This is a genomic window from Streptomyces laculatispora (assembly GCF_017353455.1).
Taxonomy (GTDB): Bacteria; Actinomycetota; Actinomycetes; order Streptomycetales; family Streptomycetaceae; genus Streptomyces; species Streptomyces laculatispora.
This window is the reverse complement of record NZ_JAFMPZ010000646.1, coordinates 1-2519: the sequence shown is the minus strand read 5'-3', so window position 1 is coordinate 2519 and position 2519 is coordinate 1. Positions and strand designations below refer to the sequence as shown.

General features: G+C 71.2%; 4 protein-coding genes. 3 read left to right on the top strand and 1 reads right to left on the bottom strand.

The annotated features are described in order from the left end of the window. On the top strand, positions 1-502 hold a 502-nt coding region (locus tag J1C73_RS33780), incomplete at its 5' end, for a substrate-binding domain-containing protein (RefSeq protein WP_207319693.1). A 30-nt stretch (positions 503-532) separates the two neighbouring features. Here the strand turns inward: J1C73_RS33780 and J1C73_RS33775 are convergent. Continuing rightward, entirely contained in the window at positions 533-862 is a 330-nt protein-coding gene (locus tag J1C73_RS33775; protein ID WP_123460307.1) for a MerR family transcriptional regulator, read from the bottom strand. A 609-nt stretch (positions 863-1471) separates the two neighbouring features. Here J1C73_RS33775 and J1C73_RS33770 point away from each other — a divergent pair. Next, positions 1472-1918, top strand: coding sequence for a hypothetical protein (locus J1C73_RS33770; protein WP_207319692.1), 447 nt, complete (start codon positions 1472-1474; stop codon positions 1916-1918). A 5-nt stretch (positions 1919-1923) separates the two neighbouring features. Next, positions 1924-2484, top strand: a complete 561-nt coding sequence (locus tag J1C73_RS33765) for a toxin (RefSeq protein WP_207319691.1) — start codon at positions 1924-1926, stop codon at positions 2482-2484. Positions 2485-2519: the final 35 nt, after the last annotated feature.

Below are 2519 nucleotides of genomic sequence, written 5' to 3'. Positions count from 1 at the left end.
CGTCGTCGGCCGGCTGCACGAGCTGGGGCACCGGCGCATCGTCCACATCGCCGGGCTGCCCTCACTCGCGCACACCGACCGGCGCATCCGGTCCCTGCGCATCGAGGCCGACCGGCGCGGACTGACCGAGGCCCACTCGGTGACCACGGACTACTCGGACACCGAGGGCGCGGCCGTGACCCGCCGGGTGCTGGAGCAGGACACCCCGCCGACCGCGCTGATCTACGACAACGACGTGATGGCCGCGGCCGGGGTGGCGGTCACGGCGGGCCTCGGCTTCCGGGTCCCGGCCGATGTGTCGGTGGTGTCGTGGGAGGACTCCGCGCTGTGCCGGCTGACGGCTCCGTGGCTGACCGCGCTGTCCAGGGACACGGTCGCGTTCGGGCGGCTCGCGGCGCGGGAGCTGACCGCGCTGCTCGACGGCGGCACGGCGCACACCATCCAGGTGCCGCTGCCCCGCCTCATCGAACGGGGCAGCACGGCGGAGGCGGCGGTGGGGTGAACAGCCGGAAAGCGCGGCCTCAGAGGCTGATCAGCCGCCCGGAGCGGGCCTGCGCAGCTCCTCGTTGAGCCGGAGCGCCTCTTCGAGCTGGTCCTCCAGGATCACGATGCGGCAGGCGGCCTCGACCGGCGCACCCCCGTCGACGAGCTCCCGGGCCCGGGCGGCGATGCGGAGCTGGTAGCGGGAGTAGCGGCGGTGGCCGCCCTCGGACCGCAGGGGGGTGATCAGCCTGGCCTCGCCGATCGCACGGAGGAATCCGGGCGTGGCGCCGATCATCTCCGCGGCGCGGCCCATGGTGTAGGCGGGGTAGTCGTCGTCATCGAGACGGTCGGTGGGATGCGGAGGGGTATCGGGGGGCATGGGCACCTGCCGCGTGTCGCCGACTTCGTTGACCGGAGGAGAAACTCTCGTTGTGCGAGCCATCGTCTCTATCATAGCCGCGACAGATTTACCTGGCCGGACGGGGGAAGTTATCTGAGCAGGCCGTCCCCGGGGCCGCCGGCCCGGCCGCGCTCCCGGCCGTTTCCGCCGTATCCGCGGGCAGCGGACACCGCACCCGCCAAGAACACTGACCGGCGGGTCAGTTGATGACTGCGGGACCTCGGGCCATAATGCACGGGTAGCCCTTCACGCATCCCCCGTCGTGAAGGGCTACACCCCTGTGCGCACCTCTCCCCGTCACGGGAGGCCTCGCTCGCGCACGCCTCGTCGCCGAATTCACGGGCAAGGGGCTCCCCTCGTGGTCCCCTGCCCGTGTTTTTTCGAGTTAACAGTGACGTAGAGTATTTGCGCAACCCTGCCTCTGTACACCGGCACAGGATGTGCCGCTACGTCCCCGTTCGATGCGCCCGCGGCTCCCGCGCCGGGGACGACGGACCGGGTTGGTTACAGTACGAGCCCGTTGACCGAATCGGACACCGCGCGGCGCCGGACAGGCACCGGGCGGGGGACGGACACGTGGGGGGCCGGATGGACAGCGGCGAAGAACGCGCGCCGGAGCTGCGGACACTGCGGCAGAAGGTCGAGTACATGGTCGAGAAGACCTTCCCCGGCCGGAAGATCTCGGGGCGGGTCTTCGCGGACCTGGTCAAGGAGCGCGGCGGATCGCTCTCGCACAGCTACTTCTCCAACATCCTGGCCGGCAAGGTCACCCAGCCCTCCGAGGACATCCTCAAGGCGCTCGGCCTCGGTTTCGGCGTGGACTGGCGCTTCTTCAAGGAGGAGTCCGAGGTCGTCGACGACGTCGTCGACGGTCTGCAGTTCCTGGCCAAGCGGCGCACCGGGGAGATCAGCGGACTGGCCGGACGGGGACTCGACGAGGACGGACTGCCCCCGGAGCTGCTGCAGTTCGCGCTCGCTCTGCTGGAGGACGCGAAGAACCGGCAGCGCCCGGCCGACGGCGGACCACGGAGTTAGGCCCCATGTCCCTGCGCGAACTGCGGAAAGAGTGCGAGGCCGGACTGGCCGGGCTCCCCCTGCCCGCGCCCTTCTCGATCGCCGGACTGGTGGCGAACATGGAGGCGGCCGGCGGCCGCACCATCGTGCTGCACGAGATGCCCGACCGGCTGGCGCGCGTCAACGGCGCCTGCGGGCTGCGGCTGAAGGCCGGCGGGACCAGCTTCGTCCTCTACCGCCGGCGCCCCACCGCGTACCAGACCCAGCACGTCATCCTGCACGAGCTGTGCCACGAGTGGTTCGACCACGGCACCTCGCTGGACGCCGAGCAGCTCCAGCGGCTGCTGCCCGTCTTCGACACCTCGCTGATCTCCCGGGTCGTCGGCACCGACGCGCTCCGGTCCCCGGACGCCGTACAGGCCCGCGCGCAGTACGACACCCACGACGAACGCATGGCCGAATTCGGTGCCTCGCTCATCCCTCGGATGGCCAGGGAGGTGACGAGCGATGACATGGTGGGGCGGCTCGCCAACTCGCTCTCCCGCCCGGTCGCCCACCGCCGCCGCGGCCTGTTCCGCCGCACGTAGCACCGGACCGGCCCCCGGTCCGGTGCTACGTGCGG

Excerpts from the sequence above, each read along its gene's own strand:
- J1C73_RS33775 (WP_123460307.1), bottom strand. The coding sequence starts at position 862 with ATGCCCCCCGATACCCCTCCGCATCCCACCGACCGTCTCGATGACGAC.
- J1C73_RS33770 (WP_207319692.1), top strand. The coding sequence starts at position 1,472 with ATGGACAGCGGCGAAGAACGCGCGCCGGAGCTGCGGACACTGCGGCAG.
- J1C73_RS33765 (WP_207319691.1), top strand. The coding sequence starts at position 1,924 with ATGTCCCTGCGCGAACTGCGGAAAGAGTGCGAGGCCGGACTGGCCGGG.